The organism is Ralstonia psammae (assembly GCF_958405935.1).
Lineage (GTDB): Bacteria > Pseudomonadota > Gammaproteobacteria > Burkholderiales > Burkholderiaceae > Ralstonia > Ralstonia psammae.
Genome location: NZ_CATZBU010000008.1, coordinates 84252 through 107494, shown reverse-complemented (window position 1 = coordinate 107494; position 23243 = coordinate 84252). Strand labels below are relative to the sequence as shown.

Genomic DNA, 23243 nt, shown 5'->3' with positions numbered 1-23243 from the left:
ACATGGGTCTGGATGCAATCAAGCGCGGCTTCCGGCCTGCAACGCTCGTGGCGAACGCCGCCATGCTGGCGTGCCTGGTCAGCGCCCTGCCCGCCTATGCCGCTGCTGGCGACGCTGCGCCCGTGCCGGGCCAGGTCGTGGCCGGTGGCATGGTTCCGGACGAAGCCACCAAGGCGAGCGTGCTCGCCAAGCTGCGCGAGCTGTATGGCAGCGCCAACGTGGTCGATCAGATCGAAGTCGGCAATGTGGTGTCGCCGCCCAACTGGTCGACCAACGTGCAGAAGATCCTGTCGCCGGCGATCAAGCAGGTCAACCGGGGGCAGCTCAACATCGACGGCACGCAGATTTCCCTGCATGGCGACGTCGGCAACGAGGCGCAGCGCCAGCAGCTGACCAGCGACATGGCGACGGCGCTGGGCCAGAGCTACACGATCAAGAACGGGCTGCGCGTGGCAGCAGTGTCCGAGCAAGGGCTGCTGGACCAGACGCTGGCCAACCGCATCATCGAGTTTGAAACCGGCAGCGCCACGCTCACCCCCAAGGGCCGCACGATCCTGGATGAAATGGCCGCCGTGCTGCCGCGCCTGAACGGCCGCAAGATCGAGATCGTCGGCCACACCGACAACTCCGGCAGCCGCGCCATGAACCTCAACCTGAGCCAGGCGCGCGCAGAGACGGTCAAGAACTACCTGATCGCCAAGGGCGCCGAGCAAGGCACGCTCACCGCGATGGGCGTGGGGCCGGATCAACCTGTTGCCGCCAACAACACGGATGAAGGCCGGTCGCGCAATCGGCGGATCGAGTTTCGAGCGAGCAAGTGACGCGCGAGGATCAGGCTGCCCGACCGAAGCGGATCGCAAGGCCTGCCTGCTTCGGCTGAGCCAGTACTCGCCCGATGCGCCTGACGCGCCGGTGCCTTACAGCCAACGCCTGGCAGAGGCCGAAGGATGGTCGCGTTTATATACGCTGACCGTCATCGAAGAGTACAAGCGGTTCGCGTATCTGGCGGTGTTTGCCGGGCATGCCGTTACGCCTTCCGAGGCGATCGATGCCGCATGGCATCTCCATCTGCAATATTCAAAAGAGTATTGGACGGTGTTCTGCGCGGAGGTACTGCGCGCGCCGCTCCACCATGCGCCGGGCATTGGTGCGCCGGACGAAGACGACGCTTACGCGCGGCATTACGCGCAAACGCTCGACAGCTATCGGCACACGTTCGGCATGGAGCCGCCGGCCGAGGTCTGGCCGGTGCCGGAGCATGCACAGGCAGACAGTGCGCCAGAAGCTGCTGGCCCCGCACTGCAACCGCCCAACCCTGTCACGCCGCCGCGCCCCTCCGCCGTTCGCTCGATCATGCCATCCGTATGGCTCGCGATCGGAGTTGGCCTCATCGCCATCACGACGCATGCCGCATCGGATTTTGATGCGCTGAACTATCCGGGGCCGCGCTTTCTCGCGTTCTATCTGGGCGTGTGCGTGATGGCGTGTCTGTTAATCCGGGGCCTGCATCGATTGGCGTACGGGCGTCGCCCTTGGGGAGGCGCCGATGGCAGCGTGCCGCGCCAGTTGGCGCCCGCCGAGGCTGCGCTGATGACCGGCGATGCCGGGCGCATGGCGCAGGTTGCGGCGCTGACACTCCTCAACGCAGGTGCGATCCGGGTCGTCCATCCAGCAAAGAGAAAACGGGACCGCAACACCTACGTGGTCGCGAATGAGGCGCAAACGCCCGCGCGCCACGTGAACGCATGGGCATGGCTGGTGCGGCAAACACAGCACCGCTCCCCATGGCCGAACTTTCGAGACCGGCTGGCCGACGAAGCATGCGACATGACAGATCGGCTGCGCCACGAAGGATGGATGTGGCCGCGCGGCGCGATGCGAGGAACGACACTGGCTGCATGGGCGATCGCGCTGCCGGTGCTCTGGCTCGGCGTGATGAAGGTCTTCATCGGCCTGTCCCGAGGGCGTCCGGTGATGTGGCTGCTGGTCGAGATGGCCTTGTTCGGAATCGCGTATTGGGGCGTGACAGCGCGGCTGATCGGCGTCGGCCGTGCCGGCCCGACCGCTGCGGCCGTCGCCGCACTCGATGTACATCGTCAGCGCGGCCAGCGGGCCTCTGGTGCCGGCTTGTCGACGGACGATCTACTGTGGATGACCGCGTTTGCCGGCACCAGCGTGTTGGCCAACACAGCGTGGGTCGGATACCGATCAATGATGGGAACGCCAACCGGCGCCAGTTCGGGCGGCTCGGGAGGCGACACGTCGAGCAACTGCAGTTCAGGCAGCAGCGGCTCTAGCAGTTGCGGATCGAGTAGCTGCGGGTCCAGCGGCTGCGGCGGTTGTTCAGGCAGTTCGTAAGATCAGCTCGCGCTTTCCGACGGCGGATCGCCCAATCCCAGCAGTTCCTCGATTTGCGACAGCGTCGCATCATCCTTGACCACCGTGCGCAGCCAGGCATGCAGCGGCATGTCGCCCCACTTCGCTGCACGTGCGGCGAGGTAGGCAACCGGGCTGTGCGGCTCGGTCTGCCGGAAAAACTCCGCCACATCGCGCAACTGGTTCAGCGCCTGGGCGCGCGTGCGGATCGGGCCGGAAACCACCGTTTCCACCGTGGAGCCTGTGGCGGACTGCACCGTCTGTTGCTGGGCGCCCTTGGCTTCCACCGAGGTTGGTTTGGGCTCCGGCTTACCACCGAAGCGCTCCACCAATGCGCGCACCGCCTGCAACGCTTCGCGCGCAGCGCGGAAACTGGGTGCATGATCCCCTGCCCGTGCATCTAGCACGGATTCCAACCGCAGCAGCGCCGCACCACAGCCCACCACGTCGTCGTGCAGCGTCTTGTAGAACGCCGGCGACGTTGCGCGCCGTGCCGATTCAAACTGTTCCTGCGTGATTTTTCCGCGCGACAGCTCATCTGCCTGCTCCGGATCGCGGCGGATGGCTTCGACCAGGCTGGTCGCGACTTCCCAATCGACGAGGCTGTAGCCGCCCTTGCCCGCTTCCACCAGCGGCACCTCTCGAATCAACTGGCTCGAACGCGTCGCAAGCCACGCCATGCTGCCCGTGCGGGCTTCCGGGTCATCGGCTTCGGGCAACGGATAGAGGTGTTCCCAGAACTGCTCGCACAGGCCGGCGATCAGTTCGTAGCCCTCACGCAGGCCCGCGAAACCGCGCTCTTTCGACAGCGCCTCGGCCAACCATGCGGCCAGACGCAAATCCTTCGTGCGATTCTGTAGCAACGAGGTGCTCTCGGCGATGACGGCGCGCCAGTCGGCCTCCTTGATCTCCGTGATCCACTCGCCTTGATCGAGTGACGGGTCATCAAAGCGACGCGCATCTTGAATGCTGTCGAATTCAGCCGAGAAGAGCATGTCTTCGCCACACGGTTGAGCGCCGGGCAGCGGAGCGAGCAATTGGTCAAACGGAAGAGAGGCCATGATCTGAAGCGAAGAACCGGGGTGCGATACGAAAGTCAGGGCTTGGCGAGGCGGCAATCCGCCAGCGCCAGCGTCAAGCCAACGAACTGGCGATTCAAGCAATCCAGTGTGATGTCCTTGCTGGGCTTGTACGCCGCCAGCTTGTGATCGGGAAACAGCGCCTTGAGCGCGTCACGCTGATCGTCCTGGAACGGCGCCCCCACCTTCAGGTCTTCGGTCACAGCCAGCGTGTTCAGGCTGTCGTCGGACAACGGATAGACCTGACCCTTGAAGACGAGGCGATGGCCGTCGTATTTCTTCGACGCAGTCGGCGCGTCCTTGAAATATTCAGTCAGCACCTGTCGGTACGAAACCTGCAGCGGCGTGTCGTCCTGGGCGAATGCGGACGTGACAAGCAGCGCGGCCAGAGCAGAAGCTGCGGCAAGGCGGGACAGTGCGTTCATATCAGCGTGCGTGAATGTGACGTCCGCGCGCGCGGGGCGGACGGTGGAGATGCTACGCAGGCTTGGGGCGGTTGGGGGGATTGTTTCTAAATCTTCATGTGGCTGCGAGCGTGCTCGGGGGCCCAGTCAGCACCTGTAGGCGGGGGCAACATCGACTTCCGTGCGACAAAGTCCGCTCGGCGGACTCCACCGCAACATAAAGCGCGCCAGACGAGTTTCTCTCGCAGATCACCGAACTCCACGGTCTTCGCTTCCCGTACCGCACGCCGCCCTGATACACCCGACCCATCGAGCCTCCGAGGGCCGCATTCCGTCTCCGGGCAACGGAAGCTGCCGCATTGAAGCTCGCACGCCATGCTTAGACTGTTGAACGTGTCGATTGGAAGTCGAAATTTTGGACCTCTGACATTGGAATGCCGCTACTTGATGCTCGCACTCGGCCGTCGATAGCTCGAATGCAGGCTTCGGATGTGCGTGAGCGGCTTGTCGTGACGGCACTACGGGCATTTCGAGGACGCTACCCACCGCAATGGCTCCTCCGGCCCGATGCCATCCTCCCGGCGCCTCTGGCCGCAGTCGCTGTTCCATTCCTTCGGAAACGTCGGCCAGGTGCACAGACGCTCGGCCAAGCAATGCAGCGGCGCCCACAGAAACGTCATCAGGAAGGTGAGCTGCGTTTGCGCGGAATTTTCCCCGCGGCCGCCGATACGGTCCAGCACGCGCGAAGCCGACAGTTCCGTTTCCTCCAGATGCTGGCTCGGGGTGTGGAAGCCTTTGCGCAGCCATTCGTACTCGGTGGGGACCGGAACCTTGTCGATGCCTTCTTCCATGAAGGTGCGGATGTACTGCCAGAGGCCTTCTCCGGCCAGCTTGGGGCCGACCCAAAGAACCTCTTCGCCTTTGCGCTCGGGGTCGGCTGGATCCAACGGCGGCCAGTACAGCACCAAACCTCGCATACCAAACTGGCCCCCGGCGGTTTCCTGCCGGCGTTGGCGCGCGAACTTGTCATCGATCTGGTCGGGCGTCATCTCGCGGGGGGCGCACCAGCTCACGTGGGCTTTGACGCGGTCCCAATCGAGAATGACATTGCCGCCGTAGCGCTTGGGACGCAGTACGTACACCTTACGTGTCTTGCGATTGAAGCGGTAGCGGGCTCGCAGGTAAGTGAAGTAGTTGGGACCAAACTGGGTGGGCCAAAGGAAATAAATGAATGTCAGCACAAAGCCCAAAAGCGCCCCGCCGACGATGACCGATACATTCCAATCGTGCGTAAATGGCGGTTCTCCTGGCAGCGTCAATGCCAACCCCATGATCGGTAGCGAAAGAAGCAGGAGCACAGCGATTGCCAGCATGAACATCAGGGAGCGGTCTTCCTCCCCCATGTTGGAGAGTTCGATGAAGTGCTCGTTGTAGTCGAATAGCGTGCGTGCCGACTCCAAGCTGGGCTTAGCATCATCCTTGCGACGCTCCGTGGGGGCGTGCAGTACGGTGTAACGATTGATATCGGCGAGATATTCAACCGCACCCTTTCTTCCTTGCTTCCTTACGTGTTCGTGGAATGCCGCTTCGCAATCAAACATGCATACGCCTCAGGAGATGCGTGGTGTCCGTTTCGACTTAGGCTTCTTTCAAGCTCTCGTTCTTGATCAGGTTACTAGCAGCGTCCGCTCAGCCGATACGACGCTCTCAAACCTCCTGTAGGTGCCTAAACGGCTTTGGACAATGCCTCGTTCAAGGCTTCCTGCGTTCCCCAACGTCGCAAGAACTCGAGATTGTCTTCAGCAGACAACCGACCCTGAGCGCGATACACCATTGCGGTCATGACGGCCCCCGTTTGCACAGGACGGTCTTCTGGTTCGCCCAGGCCGGAGTCGCTGCCCCACTCCTTGGGGAATCGGGGCCATGTACATGTCAGCTGACTCATCATGTGGCAAGAAGCCTCCATGAAGCCCGGCTTCTGCTCCAAGATGTATTGACGCCAACTGGGCTTACCGCAGTAGGTCGTATATTCCTGCGGCAGATAGCGCGGAATCTGCTTGTAGTTCGAGGGAGCGTTTGGCGGAATCTGGTCGACCGTAGGGCCGTCCTCCATGTAGCGGCGAATGTATTCCCACATGCCAGCTGCCTGCAGATCCCTGAACGTCAGCGTCGGGCCCACAAAGATCGCGTCCTCATCGGAATCACTCCCAACCGGATCAGAGGGCGGGCGATATAGCGCAATCGCCTGGACAGTCTCCTTATCCCCCCGTCGAACACCCTCCGGTTTCAGCAACGCGACGATCTTTTCCCAATCGATAACCACATTGCCACCGCAATATTTTGGTCGTAGTACGTATATTTTTCTTTTCAATCGATTAAATCGGATGCGACCGCGCGCGAACGTGAAGAATGCTGAACGCATTCCTCCGACAAAGAACCACAGGTACAGCAAGAAACCGCACCCAATAGCCAAAGGGAAGAACAGAAGCCACCCCATCCATAGAAGAACCTTGTCCCCATCCCCTAAAGATGTCTTCACAAAGAAGAAAATTACTCCATCTGATATCAATGGATAAATAGCGAAACCAAACCACCACCATATCATTAACAACGCAGGAATCACGACAAAAAAATTCCCAATACCTGCCCGCCATTGCAGATCCCATCCTGGGTTGCATATTTCCAGGTAAGCATCGTTTTGCGCAAAAATGCATCTGCCCGGGAGGCTTACGCCCTCTGCGTCGCTGGGCTCGTCAACACGCCATTGGCGTTGCCCATCGACATTGAGGTACTTGCGACCTTGCTCAGCCGAGCGACTTTTTTTTCGCGCGTAAGCGTTTTCACGTACAAACATTTTTACCCACCTAAATTCCAGACTGCGCGTTCGCCAATTTCTGAAGCGTGTCGCCTAGATTGTTGTGTATTGGCTTTTTTCCCTTACGCTTCAAGCTCAGCGGATTGTCGCGCAACCAAGTAATCCAGTCATCCTCTTTGAGAATCAGAACTGCAATGACCGCCACGACAGTAAGTACCGCCCCAATCAGACCCAGGACAGCGGCTACAGCCAGCAACGAGGCGTTTCCTATTGCGAAAACGGCAACGCCAGTGCTTACAACGGTGAAAACCGTACCAGCCACGCTTGCGATCTGAGCCGCCATCACTGCATAGCTTCCTCGTTGCCCTGACGTCCAAGCATCAATCCCGTCAAAAAATGCCGAGATGAGCGCAGCGGGCAGTAGGAATTTGAACGCCGTCAGTCTCAGTCCCTTGAGTTGAAGGGCCTGCAACTCATCCAAAGTCGCCTGCATGCCAGGCGTTGAGAACAGGTTGCGACCTTCAATTCCCTTGAATACGGTCTCCTCATAAGCCTTAGCCCTCCAATCCGCCAGGCTTCCGATACCTTGCATGATATTGCCAACTAACTCCGTCCCCGTTCGGCCATCCATTTTCGTCTGGAACTGTGTGCCCTTGATGATCGCGAAACTCACATCCAACACACCAGCCAGCGCAGCTGCTCGCGCATTCGGCGCCGCTTTAAAGGCATCAGCCCTGTTTGCCGCATTCGAAAGGCCTCGTTCGGCGTTTCGCAATCGGTCCCGGTTTGCTTGAGACAGCGTCCCGGCGTACTGGGCTGCGGTCCGGCCGAGTGTAGTTACACCAAGCGACACAAGGTACCTGGTCAGCTTAGCCTCCACCTGCGGGACTGGAAGACCTTGAACAGTCTTCATCATCTTCACACTCATAAGCGACGCGATATGCAATGGCCAGGCAAGCTTGCGTAGCGCGGCGCTCTCGCTGATACGCGGAAAAGCTTCCATGAAGCCCAGCGCCTTGTCGCCCAGCGAAACCCGGGCAGCAAATGGCTTCAACTTGTCCGTGACAGCGTCAGCGAGACTTGTGGTTGGTTCGGCATTCGGTAGAACCTGAGGAGGAGGTGATTCCTGTGTCAGCGCCTTCATCTGCTCGCGATAAGGCACATTATTGAAAGACAGCGTCTTGCCCAGCACGTTGTCATCCCATAGATCTATCTTCGCAAGCCACGCCTTGCCCGCCTTGTTGGATTCTGTTCCGCTCATGCAGTGCGCCAACTCCAAACTCAGTGCTGCGCCGCCTCCCGGCTGATTGACCGCCGCGTCCTTTGGGCTATATAGCGCAATCGCTCGCTTAAGCGACGCCGAATCAAGCCAGGCAACTTGGTCGCGCCCCAAGGTCTCCCGTAACGCCTGCACGCTGCCGTACTCATTACCTTGCGTCGCAATGATCGCTGCCGCAGAAGTCGAATCAAACAACTCCTTGAACTCTGCATCGCCGGTTGTGGCTGCCCGGTCTCGCTCAGCCTGCTGATTGCGGGCAATCGCAGCGTCGCGACGAGCTTCTTCCCTGGCACGCGTCTCGGCATCTCGATACGCAATCGGGGCAGGGCGTCGCATCTTGTTCCAGCTATCGATGTGCTCGCTAGCCTTTTTGATTGCTCCCTTCTTTACCAGGTCACGCAATCCTTGCGCACCGATGGCAGTTTGGTAGACCCACTCATTACTGACACTGGCATCGAACCCCGGGGCGCTTCTCGCCTGCCAGGCCGTGTAGACGGTCTGTGCCTCCCCTTGCAAATGTCCTAACTCCTGGGCAATGCCCATTGCATCTTCACACGCGATCACCGCACCTTGGTTCTGTTGCAGGAACGCAGCCATTTGCTTCAGGCGGACTGCATGGGCCTTTTCGTAGGTCGGGCCAGTTCGCATTACCGTGGTGGTTTCATCGAAACCTGAGGCAAAACCATCAGGCGTCATCATCGGAGTGGAAACCTCCTCTTGGTAATCGCCCCAGCCACGTTCCTGCGGCGTACTCCCCATCAAGCCATATAGCAAAGGATCCAATGCATCTCTTAACCTAGGGTTCGCCAACGCGGCAAACTCCGCCACCTGCCCGTTAAGCAGTCCCGGTTGCATCGTGTCCGGCTGACTCGTGTTGCCATTTGCCCAGCCTGCCACATCGAACGATTTCATGTACGTGGCAGGATTAGCGGAAATCACGTTTTTGAAGTGCTCATAGTCGATTGGGTCTGGACTGAACAGGTACCAGAGCTTCTTGACTCGCTTCGCATCCCGGATCCACACCATGCTGTTGTTCGATTGTCTGGAATCACGCGCACAAGCGATCTTCGGTGCCGTTTTTCCGGGCACGAACACATCGAACTCAGTCAGATACCCTTGTGGGTGCACCACATAGCCCTTCCATTCGTCGTCGGTACAGATGAGAGGGCCTCGGTCAACGTGAACGTACAAATAGCCTGCACGAAGCAGGCGTACGTTATAGACCGCCGTCCCGATAGCAACACCACCAGGTTTGCCCTGTAGTTGTCCAGTCGGGCTCAGCTGCTTGAGCAACGCCATATTTGCTTTCTGAGCGCTATACGCAACTGCATATCGCGTAAACAAGATAGGCAGCCCCTTGCGATTACAGTTGCTGCAAGGCGTTGCACAGACTTTTTCAGCAGCCATGGAAATGCGTCCTCATGCGAATTGCTCGTAGTCTTCAAACAGGCCAGCAAACCCCGCTTCGGAGTCGTTACGCAACGCTTGCAAAACACGGGCAAGCACGTCGCGCCACCGTGGGCTGTCCCAATCAATCGGTAAAACAGCGGCGCCGTCCTGTGAGCTTTGCAGAATCGGTCGCCAGCTGCACCAGATGAAGTCCTGCAGATTGGAGTCCACCAACCCCAGTTCCTGTCCCTTATTCAACAACCGGGTCATGCTCGCCGCGTCCGGCTGTTTTTGAACAGAGACCCCTCGCTGTGCCAACCTTGCCCATATGCGATTCCCAATCGGCGACGAATGGGCCGTCTGCCATTGGTTGGCGTCCATCAGCCGGTTAAGCGGCGGCACCAGTGTTTGCACATCCGACAGAACGTGTCTCTGCGCTTTGAACCAGATCGGTGCAGGAGCGGCGCAGTCTTCTGTTGCAGACAAATCTGCAATGGGTCCCCATGGCTGCGTCAACGACCACCACGCCTGCGCTTGTCCCAGCCACATGTTCTGCTGCCCTGCCGCCAGCGTCGGCCAGACTCGTTGCATTACACGAGGGTCCTGATAGCGAAACAGTCGTGCCGCGTGACTTCCCGGTACGTATTGCAACCCGAGCTGAGCAAGGTGCTGGGCAACCCGCGCAGCCGGCTCAGGGCTGAACACGACAGCGCAGAAGTATTGCCGCGCCAATCGTTGACCGGCCTCCTTGCTAGCCTCCTCCAGCCAACGGGCCAACGCTTCTCGCGCACGCACCTGCGCCAGGTTGTCGGAATCGGCATCGAGTAACAAGTCGTCGGGGAACGGCACAAGGCAAGGTGCCTCGTCCTCTCGGCCTGTGTAGAAGCTATCGGGAACGGCCTCCCTTCCACTGATAGTCTCGGGCCACTGCTCGGACAATTCGGCTGCAAGTGGATTGTTATCCCACGCATCAAGCAGCAAATACGCACGCAATGGACGTTCGCGAGAAGCCTGTTGTTGCAGCATGCGATATCCGGCCGCCAATTCCCTGCACCGAGCTAGGTAATCGGGAGCCGGGACCGCTTTCTCCGCTGCGGTGCGGTTCAACATCACGTCTGCAAGACCAGCCAACATGCGATTCGCCATGTCATTGCGCAAGCCGTTCAACGCGACACCGAGCCCGCGCCGCTAGTGGCAGCGCTATCTTCCTGGACACTGCACCCCTTCAATTTGCCCTGCGCCAGACTGTTATCCACCCCCGCCCCTCCCGGCCCCACAAACCGATGCCCCGCCCCTTTAAACGTCACCATCCCCGGCGCGTGCAGCTCAATCGTGCCGTTCGTCACCTTGATCTGCGCACCGGCCGCATTGACGAGCACATGCTGCTTCGCCTCCGCCGTCACGTTGCCCTGCGTGGAGGCAACCGTCACAGCCTTCTCCGCCACGAGATGACTCTCGCCCTTGAGGCTCGAAAGCCCGACCTTGCCGCTAGCGGCATGCATGGCGATGCCCGGTGTTGCATCCCCCGCCTGCCCTAGCGATTTGCCGTGCGCGTACAGGCTCAACCCTTCGGCCACCGCGACGGAGAGATTGCCGCCTGCGGCGACATTGGTGTCCTGCTTGGCGATCAGCGTGGCCTGCGTGCCCGCAACCAGCACGGCGTCCACCGGCGTCGTGCCGATGATGCCCTTGGGCGCGGACACCTGCAGGTGCGGCTCGCTGTAGGCAACGGCTTCGGCACCCTCACCGGCGCTCTCGGCATGGCGCAGCACTTCGGTGGTGTGGCGCAGTTGCTTGAGCGCGGGGAGTTCTTTGGCGGCGGGTTCGTCGGCCAGGCCGGCTTTCTGCTTCTGTGCCGCGTCGGCAAGCGATTCGGCGAGGTCGCTCGCGGCTTCGATCTGGCTGGCGGCGGGTTCGCTGTCTTGTAGCGGGGCGCTGGTGCCGGCACTGTGCGCGGTAAGCAGCAGGCCCGCGCCGGCACGCACGCTGCCGCTGTCGTCGGTGGCGAGCGCTGCGCCGTGACCCAGGTCTGCCTGGCGGGCGCTGTCGATCTGTTCCTTGTGATGGCCGAGCACGAGGCCGGTGGCGGCCTGCGTGGTGCTGAGCTGCGTGCGGCCCTGCCCTTCAGAGTCATCAAAGACAAGCTGGTTGTAGCCCGACGAGCCCGATTGGCTACCGGGCAGCGCCTGCGTCTTGATGCCGGACAGCACCGCGTTGTGGGCGTAGGCGCCCTGGCTCTTGCTGTCGCCGGCAAACCAGGCGGGGGCGTTGCCGGTGGCGCCCGCTGCGCCGGCCTGGTTCTGGTTGTATTGCGCGTCGGTCTGGCCGCTGCCGTTGTAGGCGGCGCCCACCACGACGGGCCGATCGATGTCACCTTGCAGGAATTCGATTAGCACCTCCTGGCCCACGCGCGGCAGCGCCACGCCGCCCCAGTTCGGGCCGGCCACGGGCGCCGTCACCCGCACCCAGGCGCCAAGGGCCGCGTTGCCACGCGCGTTGTCGTCGCCGGCCGGATGCGATTGACGGCTGGCCGAGCGCGCACCGCGCTGCCAGTGGAATTGCACCTTGATCCGATGATCACGATCGGTATGCACGGGCCCTTCCGAGCCCACCACCAACGCGGTCTGGCTGCCGTTGACGGTCGGGCGCGGATGCAGTGCACGACCCTGTGCGTCGCTCTGCTGCGGGCGCACGGGCACGTTGTCGCGCACTACGGTGAAGTGGTTGCGATAGAACGGTGCATCGTCGCCCGTGCCGCGGTTGCTGCCAGCGGCCAGCACATCGCCGCCGCGCAGTGCACCCAGTGTTTCCGTCAGCACCTGGCCGAAGCGGTCGTTGAAGTTGTTGCGCGCCTGGTGCCTCACGGCCAACACGGCAAAGCGCTGCTCGCCATCGTCGTGATCGAAATGATCGAGCAACTGGAAGCGGGTGCCGGTCGACAACGTGCGGGCAGAGCCTTCACCATCGAACTGCTTGTCGCGCAACTCCAGCGCTTCCATCATCAGCCGCGCAACGCGCTGCGCCTGGTTGTTGTCTTCAAACCAGTACTGACCGGGGTAGTCGGTATCTTGCAGCGTCAGTTGCGGGCCGTCGTTGCCTTGCTGCTGGCCGCCGAGCTGGGCCGCGCGCTTGGCGTTGGAGCGATAGTCCCAACTGGCGATCGATACGGCGTTGGTCTGCCAGCGGCGTGCGCCTTGCCAGCGGTCGATCACGTCTTCGGTGGCGGTGGCGTCGGCGCGGCAAAAACGGATGTTCGCCTGGGCGTTGTCAACGAACACGTCGTTGGCATCGGCAATGACCATGCGATGCACGCCCAGCGCATCGCCGTCCTTGGCTTCGTGCTCGAAGAAATAGAACAGCCCCTCTTCGGCCAGCAGGCGCGTGGCGAAATCGAAGTCGCTCTCGTCGTATTGCGTGATGACGCTGCGGCGTGTGTAGACCGAGCTGTCGCGCAACGCCCAGCGCCAAGCGGGCACGAGACGGCCTTGGCCCTGATAGTCCCCAAACAGGCTGTCGATCACCTCGATGACCGACATGTCCTGGAACAGGAAGCTGTCTTGCCGATGGCGAAGGAACGCGAGCCACGGTTCGATCACCAGCCGATAGCGCACCAGGCCGCCATTGGCGCCAACCTGCTCGAAACGCGTCACATGGCCATGGAACGGCCGCAGCGCGCTGCGGCTCTGCTGCGTCAGCAAATCAAGCCGCACGGGCTGGCCAAGCAGTTTGGTCGAATCGATGTCAGCGTTGTCGGACAACGCCGTCAGTTCCAGCCGGAACCCACCTGCATCGATGTGCTCGGCAGCATCGACCTGCTCGGGCAGCAATGTGTTCGGCCCGAGCGGCGTTTCCAGGCGCAGCAGCCGATCGGCCTGGGAGAACGATGCACGTAGCAGGTTTGCCAAATCGGTCGGAGAGACCATGATGTGCTCCAGCGAAGCGACTTAGTTGATGCGATACTTGAACTCGCCGTTCTTGCCGACGCCCACTTTGATCTTCTCGACACTGCCGCCTTCTGCCATGCGCGTCAGCACCGATTCGGCAATCTGCGGCAGCAGCGTGCCGTTGAGGATGTGGTCGACCGCGCGGGCGCCGGCATCCACTTCAGTGCAGCGTGCGAGCACCGACTCAACCAGTGCGTTGTCCCACTGGAACGAGGCCTTGTGATTGATGGCCACGCGATCGCGGATGCGGCCCAGCTTGAGCGTGATGATCTCGGCCAGCACGTCGTCGGAAATCGGGTAGTACGGCACCACCTTCATGCGCCCCAGGAAGGCGGGCTTGAACGCCTTGTAGAGCGTGGGGCGCAGCTGCTCTGCCAGCGCGTCGGTGTCGGGCAGCTCTTCAACCGGCTTGTTCAGGCAGGCCTGCATGATGGCCTGCGAACCGACATTCGACGTGAGGATGATGATGGTGTTGCGGAAGTCGATCGGGCGGCCTTCCGCGTCGTCCATCTCGCCCTTGTCGAATACCTGGAAGAACATCTCCAGCACATCAGGGTGGGCCTTCTCCACTTCATCGAGCAGCACGACGCTGTACGGGTTGCGACGCACGGCTTCGGTCAGCACGCCGCCCTCGCCGTAGCCGACATAACCCGGCGGCGAGCCCTTGAGGCCCGACACGCTGTGCGCTTCCTGGTACTCGCTCATGTTGATGGTGATGAGCTTGCGTTCGCCGCCATAGAGAATGTCGGCCAGCGCCAGCGCCGTTTCCGTTTTACCGACGCCCGACGGGCCGGCAAACAGAAACACGCCGCGCGGCTTGTTCGGGTCTTCCAGGTTGGCGGTGGCGGTGCGCACACGCTGGGCAATCGCATCCAGCGCGTGGTCCTGCCCGATCACGCGGGCAGCCAGCAGCGGCTTGAGGTTCAGCACCGTGCGCAGCTCGTCCTTGACCATGCGGCCCAATGGGATGCCCGTCCAGGCCGAGACGATTTCCGACACGACATGGCCATCCACCTGCAACGGCACCATGGGCGACTCGCCTTGCAGCGCGCGCAACTCGGCGAGCAGCTTGGCCAGTTCGTCCTGTTCGTCCGCTTTGTCGGCAGCGCGCTTGCGCTTGGGCATCGACACAACGTCGCTGTTGGCGGCCACGGGCAGAGCATCTTCCTCGCCTGCTTGCCCGGTATCGCTCTCGCGCGCTTCGCGCAGCGCCTGAATGCGTGCAACCAGCGCGCGCTCCTGCGCCAGGCGTTCGGTGTTCTGCGCGACGCGCTGCTCCAGTTCCGTACGCTGCTCGTTCAACGCCTTCAGGCGTGCATCGTGCTCGGCGCCGGCGCTTTGCTCGCGTTCCAGCGCGTTGATCTCGCCTTGCAGTCGTTCCAGCGTTTTCTGGTCATCTTCAATGGCACCGGGCGTGGCGCTCTGGCCCAACGCCACCTTGGCGCAGGCCGTGTCCAGCACGCTGACAGCCTTGTCCGGCAGTTGGCGGCCGCTGATGTAGCGATGCGACAGACGCACGGCCTCGGTAATCGCCTCGTCCAGCACGCGCACGCCAAAGTGGCGCTCCATCAGCCCAGCCATGCCGCGCAGCATGGATGCAGCCAGCGGCTCGCTGGGTTCTTCCACCTTCACGACCTGGAAGCGGCGCGCCAGTGCGGCATCTTTCTCGAAGTACTTCTTGTATTCGCTCCATGTGGTGGCCGCGATCGTGCGCAACTCACCGCGTGCGAGCGCAGGCTTGAGTAGGTTGGCCGCATCGTTCTGCCCAGCCTGCCCGCCTGCACCGATGATGGTGTGCGCTTCGTCAATGAACAGGATGATCGGCTTCGGGCTCTTCTTCACCTCGTCGATCACGTTCTTCAGGCGATTCTCGAATTCGCCCTTCACGCTGGCGCCGGCCTGCAAGAGACCCATGTCGAGCGTGCGCAGCGTCACGCCTTGCAGCGGCGGAGGCACATCGTTGGCGGCCACGCGCAGGGCCAGGCCTTCCACCACAGCGGTCTTACCTACGCCGGCTTCCCCGGTGAGGATGGGGTTGTTCTGGCGACGACGCATCAGGATATCGATCACCTGGCGGATCTCGGCATCGCGGCCGATCACGGGGTCGATGCGGCCATCGCGAGCGGATTGCGTCAGGTCCACGGTGAACTGATCCAGCGCGGGTGTGGCGGTCAGCGCAGCTGCGGGCTTGCCGCCCTCGCCTTGTATGGCGCCTGCGCCGTCGTCGGCAATGTCCACGGCTTGCTCTTGTTCGTCCGAACCGGTGGTCAGTCGATCGAAGGCATGCTTCAGGCGGTCTGCGTCAATCTGGCCGAAGAGGCGTGAGCCACGTTGCGCGAGCGCAGACAGGCTTGGCTCCGTCAGCAGCGCCAGCAGCAGATGGCCCGAACGGATGCGGGTGATTTGCGAATCGAGCGAGGCAATCAGCCAGCCATGCTCGAACAGCTTGGGCAGATACGGCGAAAACGCCGGCGTGCGCGTGTTGCCGGTCTGGAAGCGCCCGATCTCGGCTTCCAGGTCCCGTTGCAGCGCGGCCAGGTCGATGCCGCTGGCACGGGCGGCCACGGCAAAGTCGCTGCGGCGGTTTTCCAGCAGCGCCAGGAACAGGTGTTCGAGATCGACCTCGTAGTTGCCGCGCGCCATGCACAGCGACGCGGCCCGCTCGGCGGCTTGCCGGCTTGTCGCGTTCAGCTTGGCGATCAGGGTTTTGAGTGGGATGGCCATGGCGGCAGCGCTCCGAAAGAATCGATGAATGTGTCGGTCTCAATGCAGCGGCGCGAGTGTGTATTGCGCATCGCTGCGGTCTTGCTGCGCGGGGCGGGAGCACAGGAAGGTGTCCCAGCCCAGGCGGCCGTCGTTGCTGTTGTCCAGCGTGCTGCCGGTCACGTCCTGCTGGCGCAGGATCAGCTTGATCTCGAACTCCAGCGTGGTGCCGCACAGGATGGTCAGCATCTTGCGCAGGGCCAGCGCGCCGGACGCACCGGGCAGAAAATTGCGGTACTGCTCGCGCTTGAGCGGGCCGACCCACAGGCGCACCCGCAGGTCCCGCTGCCACACCCGCGCGCCGGCCAACGCCGTGGCGCCCAGCACGTTGTTGGTGCTACCGAGCCGCGTGTATTGCGACGCCGGCACGCGATACCACCCGCCGACGAACTGCTCCACCCGCATCGGCGCCTGGAAATAATCCGACAGCACGCGCTGCAGATACGCTGCAGACACCGGCCGATGCCGGATCGCCGTGGCATAACCGGCCAGTGCTTCGTCCAGGATCGGGCCCGGCGTGGTGGAAAGATCGCGGCGCAGCGTCTTGTCTGCCGCGCCCGCCAGCGACAGCAGCAGCGGCAGGTAATGCTTGCTGCTGTCGACTTCGTACTGGAACGGCAGGCGGTATTTCTTCCACGCCAGATAGAACAGCGCCGTTGCCCGGTTCGAGAAGATGTCGAAGAACGCACGCGCGGCGCGGTCGCGCCACAGGCTTTCGCGCTCTGCCACGATCTCGGTGTAACGCAGCGGCAAGGCGCCCTGGCCGCCCAGCATGCCGAAGAACGTGGGCGTGATCGACAGCGAATCGAGTGCTCCCTCTTCCAGCGCTGCGATGAACGCGGCATCGGTTTCGAGCATCTCGGCGGTAATGCCGTCTGCCTCGATGTTCTGCAGTTCGCTGGGCGGAAACGCGAGCGAAAGCGTGTTGCGAAAGCTCAGACGCGTGGCCAGTGCCTGCTCGGGCGCCATGCCGCCTTCGCGCGCGAACAACTGCTCCAACAGGCGCACGGCCTGGAAAAACTGGTACCGGTGCGGCTGCTTGAGCAGCCGACGGATCACACCAGGATCGATTCGCCGCTGCGGGGTGCGCATTTGACCAATTCCTTGCCACTGCGGCGCGAGACCGCAATCAACTGCACAAAGCTGTTCATGTGGACGTACAGGCCGAAGAAGTGGTCCAGCACACGGATGAACCGGTGCATGCCGGTGCCCACAAAGGCGTCTTCATCCAACGTGAGGCGTACTTCCAGGCCGCGCACGAAGGTGGCGAACGGCTTACCTGCCAGCCACTGCGTAGCTGGTTGGTAGTCCAGGGCGACGATGCCTTCGATCTGCCGCGCAGAGATCGCGTTGCGCGGCAAATCATGCAGGCGCAGCATTTCCTTCAGCGTCGGCAAACCGTTCTGCACCAGCGACAGATGGTTGAGTGCCAACATCGAAATCAGCCGCCACTGCGCCGCGCGCCCGCCGCCAAACCGCATCGAAGGCGTCGGCTTGCGCAGGAAGGTGATGTTGCGGGCTATGGAGCTGCCCTCCATCGACAGGTCGCCATCGGGCTGACCAAACGCCAGCGTCGACGGCAGATCACGGTTTGTGCAGGTGACGGTGAGGCTCAGCGTGTCGGTCTGCGGGCTGGCCGGGTCGAACTGCGTATCGACGATGGAGATTTCGGTTTCGAACCCGGGGCTTCGCTGCGCGATCAGTTCGTTGCGGCGTGCCAGCCAGTAATGGCCCGCGCGGCCGGGCTCTTCACCGTGATGCAAGGAGTAGAACGGACGGAACTCCGTGACCTTTTCGTGCGCCGCGGTTTCACGCACCAACTGCACGTTGTCGATGGAGTAGATGTCAAAGCCGTGGGCGCGCCGGCTATCGGCCACCACCGGATAGGCGCTGGCCGTATGTTCAACGCGGATCGGGTCAGCCTTCTGCTGGAACAGATTGACCACGGGCGTGCAGTGCAGGCGCAGGTGCTCTGCCTGCAGGTTCTCGAGCAGGCGCGCAGCGTGCGAATCGCTGCGCACGTCTTTCAGCACCAGGTGCAGCGTCAGACGGCGCACCGGCACGCCCGGCGTCATGCCGCGTCGCAATGCAGCGAGGTCGATGTCGAAGAAGTTGAATTTCTCGGCAAAGCTGAAGTGCTCGGTCAGCAGGCGATAGGCTGGATGCGAGCGTGCCGGGCAATCGATCAGGGCCTCGTCTTCAGCAAAGCCGACTTCGTGCAAGGGAACGGACATCAGGCGCTTCCAGACGCCTGCGCGTTCGGCTTCTACGTAGCCGGCCGCGGTATGCAGGAACAGCGCATCACCGAGCGCGGCAACAAAGGACGGCTCGCCGTCCATGTAGACGCGCAGTTTGTCCATCGGCAGCGACTCAAAGCCGCCGCGCTCGCCCACGTATTCCAGCGTGATCGCAATGGCGCCGGTCGCGCCCTTGGGCAGTTGCACGGCGGCCGGCGCGGACACCGCGCGCTCGAACGTCGCCGCGGCCACACGCACCGGCGCGAACGTGACGTCGTACGCGGTGCGGAATCGGCATTCAACCTTGCGCACCACGCGTGTGGTCAGGAAGGTGCCGCGCGCGATCGTGACAGGCGCGCTCAGTTGTGCCGCCACGCCGCGCGCATCGAAATGCGCGACCGAGCACGATGGAAAGGGCCGCAGGTAGTGCGGATACAGCACCTCCAGCAGCGCCTCGGTAAATTCAGGATAGTCGTCGTCGAGCTTCTTGCTGACGCGTGCGGTCAGGAAGGCAAACGATTCGATCATCCGCTCGACATGCGGATCGTCGCAGCCGTCGCCCGACATGGCGAGGCGGCCGGCGATCTTCGGATACCGCTCGGCGAAGTCGCGCGAGTACCGGCGCAGGAAGGCCAGTTCTCGTTCGTAATAGGGCAGCAGCTCTTCCATTCTTCGTGGCGGTCCGGTGGCAGTCCTGCGGGTGCTTCAGCGTGTTGCGGGTGGTGCGTTGTGCAGGTGCGTGCAAACCTCAGCCGCGTCCGCGCGAAACGGAATACCGCAGCGTCGACGGTTGCAGCATGGCGTCAAAACTCACGGGCTCGCGAGCGGGCCCCACCAGCAGCACCGCGCTGATCCCAAAGCACAAGGCATTGGTCGCGCGTTCATTGATTTCCAGCGACACATTCACATGCTGCAGACGCGGCTCGTGCCGCTCGATTGCCTTGGTCAGCGACTGGCAGATGTAGTTGCGGTCGTAGAAACTGGCCAGGCTCAGGCCGGAAAAATCGTTCAGGCCATACGTGAGCAACGACCGCTTGCATTCCGGCAAGCCGTGCAGATCCTCCTCTTCCAACACGATGCGCGTGTTGAGCAAGGATTCAATATCGCGTGCCACGGTGCTCTTGAGTTCTTCAAGCGAGAGCTGGCGCAATGCTGTTGGCATGGGCGCGTGCGGCTCATCGTCGAAGAGCTTGTCGAGCAGGCTGGGTTCGAAGCCTTTCATATGCTGCTAGAAAACAAGATGCCGCAGCACGGCGGCTGCGGCTCTTGTCATCAGGAGAACACCAAACGTTAAACCGAGTAGGTCTTGTCGTTCTTGGTGAGGCTCCAGGCGCCTTGCGAGTTGCCGCCTTGGCCGCCGGCGCTCTTTTGCTGCGTGTACTTCCACTGCACGGCGGCGTAGCGCAGGCTGAACGTGTCGGTCGGAATGCCCTGGGCGACCACTTGCGAATCGACTTCGCTCAGGATGGCGTTCTTCAGCTTGACTTCGAGGTACTTCACGCGGTTGCCTTCGCCATCTGCGCGGAAGAACTCGATGGTCACTTCACCGAAGGTCGTGCCGCCCGAAGCGTGCTGGTACAGCAGCGGGCTGACCACGTCCAGGTCCTTCGTGAACACCATGTCGCGGTGCTCGCAACGCTCAGCCGTGTGGCCGCCGGCGGTCGAAGCCGTGGCCGAACGCGGTTGCGTGATTGCCTGCGACCAGCTGTTGATTTCGATCCAGTCCTTGTGATCCTTGTCTTGCGACTCCCCCTTGATTGCCGGGCTGTCGAACTTGACGTAGATATCCTTCATACAGAGACCCTCTTCAATAGATTGGTTGTTGGTACTGCAACGGGTAACGAGCGTAACGGGTGGTTATGCCCGAACATTCCCCCCCGGGGAGAGTCCGGTCAGGAATTACGAGTTGGCCGACTTGGGCAGATCCGCCACCAGGCGCAGCGAGATCGACAGCTCATCCAACTGGAAGTGCGGCCGCAGGAACGCCACCGAGCGGTACGTGCCCGGCTTGCCCGGCACTTCCGCCACCTGGATCGACGCCTCGCGCAGCGGGAACTGCGCCTTCTGTTCTTGCGTGGCGTTGTCGTCCAGCAGCACATACTGCGAAATCCAGCGGTTCAGGAACGTCTCAACGTTCTTGGCCGAGGCAAAGCTGCCGATCTTGTCGCGCATCATCGCCTTCAGGTAATGCGCCACGCGCGATACCGAGAAGATGTACTGCAGCTGCGCAGACAAGACCGCATTGGCGTTGGCGCTGTCAGAGTCGTACTTCTTGGCCTTCTGCGCCGACTGTGCAGCGAAGAACGCGGCGTAGTCCGTGTTCTTGCAATGCACGAGCGGGATGAAGCCGAGGTCGCTCAGTTCCTTCTCGCGGCGGTCGGTGATGGCGATCTCGGTCGGGCACTTGAGTGCGATTTCGCCGTCGTCGGTCTTGAAGGTGTGCGTCGGCAAATCTTCGACCAGGCCGCCACCTTCCACACCGCGGATGGCAGCACACCAGCCGAAGTCGTCAAACGCGGCCGTCAGGCGCGCGCCGAACGCCCAGGCGGCGTTGCACCACAGGTATTTGCTGTGATCCGTGCCGTCCACGTCTTCAACAAAATTGAAGCTCTCGACCACGGTGCCGTCCTTCGGGTTGTACGGCAGGCGGCCCAGGAAACGCGGCAAGGTCAGACCCACATAGCGCGAATCTTCAGAGTCGCGGAACGACTTCCACTTGGCGTACTCAACCGTGTCGAACACCTTGGCCAGGTCACGCGGCTTGCCCAGGTCGGCGAACGACTCCAGGCCCAGCAGCTCCGGCGACGACGACGCGATGAACGGCGCATGCGAAGCCGCAGCCACGTGCGCCATCTGCTCGATGAAGTACATGTCTTCCGGCTGACGCGTGACTTCGTAGTCGCCGATCAGTGCGCCAAACGGTGCGCCGCCGAAGGTGCCGAATTCTTCTTCGTAGACCTTCTTGAACAGCGCGCTCTGATCAAACTCGATGGCGGTCTTGAAGTCCTTTGTCAGATCGCGCTTGGTGGCGTTGAGTGCCTTGATCTTGATCGTCTGGCCGGTGCTCGTTTCCTTGACCAGATAGTGCAGGCCGCGCCAGGTGGATTCCAGCTTCTGGAATTCCGGTGCGTGCATGACCGCGCTCAGCTGCTGCGAGATCAAGCGGTCCAGCTCGGCCACACGTGCATCGAGCGTGGCCGACAGGTTGTCCGACACCACCACGGTGCCGCTCAGCACCTGGCTGGCCAGCTCGCCGATGATGTCTTTCGCACGCTCACGCTCGGAATCCGACTTGGCGACGCGACTTTGCTCGACGATGCTGTCGAGCAGGCTGACCTCTTCCGCAACCGAGGCGCCTTGCGCAGCGGATTGGTTCTCAAGCATCCTCGCCCCCGTTTTGCTTGGCGCCCAGCTTCTTCGCGTTTTCGGTGTTCTTCAACACTTCCGACAGCAGATCTTCCAGCTTGTCGTTACCGGCCATCTTGTTGCGCAGGTCAGCCAGCTTGGAACGGGCTTCCAGCAGCTTGCGCAGCGGTTCAACCTGCTCGACAACGGCTTCGGGGCTGAAATCTTCGAGCGAGCGGAACTTCAGGTCGACGCCAAAGCGGCCGCCCTCTTCCGTCAGCGTGTTCGGCACCTGGAACGCCGCACGCGGCTCCACGCCCTTCATCACTTCGTCGAAGTTGTCGCGATCGATGTTGACGAACTTGCGATCACGCAGCTTGGGTTGCTGCACTTCGGATTGGCCCGACAGATCAGCCACCACGCCCACCACGAATGGCAGCTCCTTCGTCTCGATTGCGTCGCCGATTTCGACGTCATACGTCAGTTGTACACGCGGCGGACGCACCTTCTGCAGACGCTTTTGTACGCTTTCTTTCTTGGCCATCACGTTCCTCCAGGAATGCGAACCAGCGCTGTGCTTAACGCAGTGCGCCGAACGGGTCTGCGCTGCCGCTGGCAGCACCGGTTGCAGCGGCAGGCGCAGCAGTGGTGCCGTGCTCAGCAGCGGGCGCAGCGCGGCGGACAACGCGGGCCGGACGGCGTACGGGCTGCTTGGCGGTCGGCTGCTCGCCCGGGAACAGGACCTGTTCGCCCAGCGTGTCGCGCAGCATCTTGGCAAGCACTTGCGCATCGGTCTTGACGTCGCCGGCCAGCGCGCTGTCGGCACGCAGCTCTTGCAGCGAACGGCGCGCCACGCGCAGGCCACTCACTGCCAGGATGCTCTTGGCCTGACGATCGGCGTTGTCACGCTGCAGGGCTTCTTCCGCAGCCAGGATGGCCTGCGGGTACTTCTCTGCGCCGAACTGGAGCTGCGCGATGCGCACCCACGGCTCGTCACGGGTCGGGTTCTGCTTGGCGATCTGCTGGTACAGATCAATCGCCTTGTCCTGCTGGCCGCCCTTGGCCGCAGTTTCCGCCTCCGACATGCTCTGGCCGAAGGCCTCGTCGGTTTGAGGTCCGGGGTTAGTGGTCGAGCAACCCGCAAAGAGAGCGGCGGCACCCGCCAGCACGATGAAGGAACGGAGAACGGAAATAGACGAGGATTTGGCCACGGCGAGACTCTTCAAAGTTTCAAAGCGGTGTGTCGATACCCAATCAAATTCGCCAGAATTGGCGAGTTAAATGTTGGTCTCGACTGGCGCGAAATAGTACACTCCGCTCGTTGCCGTTGACAACCAAAAACGGATTATTAAGGAACCGAAACATCCTTTGTATTCAGTACCTTAGAACCGCATCCGGCAACGATCTTCAATTATTAAGAAACCGAAATATTCTTGCGATTTACTTTATTAAGAAATCGAAACAATTCGCTAGCTTTCTTTAGCTGAGCGGGCGCAGAACCAGTCAAACAAAGAGAATTAAGTAATTCAGAAATCAGGCATGAAGATGATGAAATTCGATGCTGCTTGGGGGCAAGCGGCGAGGCAGCCGGGCTGCGGCCGCCTTCTGAAGC

17 protein-coding genes are annotated in these 23243 nt (G+C 61.9%); 2 read left to right on the top strand and 15 right to left on the bottom strand.

All coding sequences use genetic code 11. The annotated features are described in order from the left end of the window. Nucleotides 1–2: 2 nt before the first annotated feature. Complete coding sequence (locus R2N16_RS16790; RefSeq protein ID WP_316666886.1) at nt 3–821, top strand: OmpA family protein; 819 nt, start codon at nt 3–5, stop codon at nt 819–821. Continuing rightward, nucleotides 772–2358, top strand: coding sequence for a TIGR04222 domain-containing membrane protein (locus tag R2N16_RS16785; RefSeq protein WP_316666885.1), 1587 nt, complete (start codon nt 772–774; stop codon nt 2356–2358). Before R2N16_RS16790 ends, R2N16_RS16785 begins: the two co-directional genes overlap by 50 nt. Before the next feature lie 2 nt (nt 2359–2360). On the opposite strand, the gene tssA is transcribed toward R2N16_RS16785, so the two are convergent. The 15 genes from tssA to R2N16_RS16710 all read right to left on the bottom strand — a co-directional run bounded on the left by tssA (nt 2361) and on the right by R2N16_RS16710 (nt 22842). Further along, complete coding sequence (gene tssA, locus R2N16_RS16780) at nt 2361–3437, bottom strand: type VI secretion system protein TssA (RefSeq protein WP_316666882.1); 1077 nt, start codon at nt 3435–3437, stop codon at nt 2361–2363. 35 nt (nt 3438–3472) lie between these two features. Beyond that, nucleotides 3473–3880, bottom strand: coding sequence for a hypothetical protein (locus R2N16_RS16775; RefSeq protein WP_316666881.1), 408 nt, complete (start codon nt 3878–3880; stop codon nt 3473–3475). Nucleotides 3881–4377: 497 nt separating this feature from the next. Next, nucleotides 4378–5460, bottom strand: coding sequence for an MFS transporter (locus R2N16_RS16770; protein WP_316666880.1), 1083 nt, complete (start codon nt 5458–5460; stop codon nt 4378–4380). A 125-nt stretch (nt 5461–5585) separates the two neighbouring features. Continuing rightward, complete coding sequence (locus R2N16_RS16765) at nt 5586–6713, bottom strand: DUF6708 domain-containing protein (RefSeq protein ID WP_316666879.1); 1128 nt, start codon at nt 6711–6713, stop codon at nt 5586–5588. A 10-nt stretch (nt 6714–6723) separates the two neighbouring features. Further along, nucleotides 6724–9360, bottom strand: a complete 2637-nt coding sequence (locus tag R2N16_RS16760; protein ID WP_316666877.1) for a T6SS effector BTH_I2691 family protein — start codon at nt 9358–9360, stop codon at nt 6724–6726. Nucleotides 9361–9372: 12 nt separating this feature from the next. Next, complete coding sequence (locus R2N16_RS16755; RefSeq protein WP_316666876.1) at nt 9373–10368, bottom strand: DUF4123 domain-containing protein; 996 nt, start codon at nt 10366–10368, stop codon at nt 9373–9375. Between the two features lie 137 nt (nt 10369–10505). Continuing rightward, on the bottom strand, nt 10506–13265 hold the full coding sequence (locus R2N16_RS16750; protein ID WP_316666875.1) for a type VI secretion system Vgr family protein: 2760 nt from the start codon (nt 13263–13265) through the stop codon (nt 10506–10508). A 21-nt stretch (nt 13266–13286) separates the two neighbouring features. Further along, nucleotides 13287–16010, bottom strand: a complete 2724-nt coding sequence (gene tssH, locus R2N16_RS16745) for a type VI secretion system ATPase TssH (RefSeq protein WP_316666873.1) — start codon at nt 16008–16010, stop codon at nt 13287–13289. A 39-nt stretch (nt 16011–16049) separates the two neighbouring features. Continuing rightward, complete coding sequence (gene tssG / locus R2N16_RS16740; RefSeq protein WP_316666872.1) at nt 16050–17141, bottom strand: type VI secretion system baseplate subunit TssG; 1092 nt, start codon at nt 17139–17141, stop codon at nt 16050–16052. Then, nucleotides 17105–18955, bottom strand: a complete 1851-nt coding sequence (gene tssF / locus R2N16_RS16735; protein ID WP_316666870.1) for a type VI secretion system baseplate subunit TssF — start codon at nt 18953–18955, stop codon at nt 17105–17107. Before tssF ends, tssG begins: the two co-directional genes overlap by 37 nt. 79 nt (nt 18956–19034) lie before the next feature. Continuing rightward, nucleotides 19035–19508, bottom strand: a complete 474-nt coding sequence (gene tssE / locus R2N16_RS16730) for a type VI secretion system baseplate subunit TssE (RefSeq protein WP_009241814.1) — start codon at nt 19506–19508, stop codon at nt 19035–19037. 68 nt (nt 19509–19576) lie between these two features. Then, a complete protein-coding gene (locus tag R2N16_RS16725) occupies nt 19577–20080 on the bottom strand; it encodes an Hcp family type VI secretion system effector (RefSeq protein ID WP_316666868.1) in 504 nt (167 codons plus the stop codon). 105 nt (nt 20081–20185) lie between these two features. Then, entirely contained in the window at nt 20186–21670 is a 1485-nt protein-coding gene (tssC, locus tag R2N16_RS16720; RefSeq protein WP_316666867.1) for a type VI secretion system contractile sheath large subunit, read from the bottom strand. Then, nucleotides 21663–22175 (bottom strand): type VI secretion system contractile sheath small subunit, encoded by a 513-nt coding sequence (gene tssB / locus R2N16_RS16715; RefSeq protein WP_316666865.1) that lies wholly within the window; start codon nt 22173–22175, stop codon nt 21663–21665. Before tssB ends, tssC begins: the two co-directional genes overlap by 8 nt. 34 nt (nt 22176–22209) lie before the next feature. Then, complete coding sequence (locus R2N16_RS16710) at nt 22210–22842, bottom strand: hypothetical protein (protein WP_316666863.1); 633 nt, start codon at nt 22840–22842, stop codon at nt 22210–22212. Nucleotides 22843–23243: the final 401 nt, after the last annotated feature.